Consider the following 1783-nt stretch of genomic DNA (forward strand, 5'->3'; position numbering starts at 1 on the left):
CGCCGGTCAGGTCGGTCGACCATTGTTTCAGCGGTTCGCGGGAATCACCGGCAATGAATTTTTGCGTCTCATCCATCAGCATCTTGTCAAACTCAATGGCTTCCGGATATTCCTGCTCGATGTAACCGTAAATCTCAGAGGCGGTAAGCGCCACGCCGAACGCACCGGCACCTCTTCCGGCAACCCCGAGCGCCGCTGTGCCCAGATTAGCCAGCCTGCCACCCGACCCCGGTTTACCGCCAGTGCCCGGACCGGTTTTACCACCAGAGCCGGGCAGGCCGTTACCGTTACCCATACCACCTGCGCCCATATTCACCACATAGACGGGCATGACACCTGAGCCAAACACATCAGCCATGCCACCGGCAGCACCACCTTTACCGCCTTTACCTCGCCCACTAATGGTGCTGAAGATATCCCATGCACCACGGCCAAGCTGGAATGCCTTGCGGGCGGCAATAACACCACCAACAACCATCGCTATCTGTTTGCCGGTTTTCAGCCAGTTCTGAACCGTTTCATGATCAACAGAATTGAGGGCATCAGCCAGCTCCTGAATGGGCTCAGCCAGTTCGCTTTCGGCAAAACGCTGCCATTCATTATTCAGCGCCTGCATGGAGGAGTTAAAACTTTCGGCATTACGCTGTGCGGCTTCCTGCGTGGATCCAATTTCAGCCGTGCCGTAAATCATATCTTCCAGGAGCTTAAGGTTTTCGGGCTTGAGCAGGGAGGTAATACCCTGCATACCTGTCTGGTCAAAAATATCCTGTAATTTAACCGGATCGTTTTTGGCCTTTTTGAGTATCTCCTTCATTAACTCAAACGGGAGTTTTAGTTCGCGTGTTCCCTTTTTAAATACGTCTATTCCATTCGATTTCAGAAACTTAATATTGTCTTTATTTGAAAGCGCGGCATACATCGCCTGGATACTGGTAGTGGTTTCCTCGGCGCTGCCTTTGTTTTTTGAAAACACCTGGAGAAAGGCCCCCATCTGAGAGATGGCGACCGGCCCCTGATCCTGAATAATGGAGAACAACTTTGGCGCAACTTTAGCGAGGTCGGCAACACTGACAGAGCCGACCGCAAACTGTGCATAGAGCTTGTCAAGCATAATGCTGACATCGTTGCTTCCCTTGATGCCTTTCTCCCAGAACTGCGCCAGCAGACCCGCAGCGGTCTGACCGTCAACACCGAACGCCTGCATCAGCAGGCCCATATTACGCAGGTTATCCTGGACAAACTGGTAATCGCCGGTCTTCCCCAGCAGCTCACCCGCACCACTACCCAGGTCTGGAGCTGCAATACGAATATCTTTCATATTGGAGACGTCGCGGATTTGCTCCCGCAGCGCGTCAACTTCTTCCAGACTAAGCTGCGCGTCGGTTCCCATGCGGCGCATCTGCGCGTCAAAGTCGGCCACCTGCCTGACAGCCAGGCTACCGCTGACACCGGCAATCAGCCCCATATAGCGGTTACCGAGTGCGTCAATACCCCGGCCAGCCGCTTCAGATGTTGACCTGACGATGGACATTGCCCGCTGGTTGCGGGCCGCAAACTCGCTCATGTTTGCCCCGTACTGGCGCGCCTTGGCCGTCAGGTTACCGGCAAGGTTTATCAGGATTTCAGTGCTCAGGCGGCTTGCCATGTTGTTTCCTCAGTTGTCTTACCAGCACGAGCAACCGCCGCAGTGGCAGTTGCTCCAGTCGACCGGCATCAAAACGCGAAGAGAGATTAATCAGCAGTTGGTTAAGTGCCGCTGCCAGCGGCATCAGGTCGCCCCCGG

At 54.6% G+C, this 1783-nt stretch carries 1 protein-coding gene; it reads right to left on the bottom strand.

From position 1 onward, the window contains the following. Nucleotides 1–1645: phage tail tape measure protein (locus GTGU_RS23065; protein WP_051857438.1), on the bottom strand; the 1645-nt coding region annotated here is incomplete at its 3' end. Between the last annotated feature and the right edge of the window lie 138 nt (nt 1646–1783).

The sequence above is a fragment of the Trabulsiella guamensis ATCC 49490 genome, assembly GCF_000734965.1.
Lineage (GTDB): Bacteria > Pseudomonadota > Gammaproteobacteria > Enterobacterales > Enterobacteriaceae > Trabulsiella > Trabulsiella guamensis.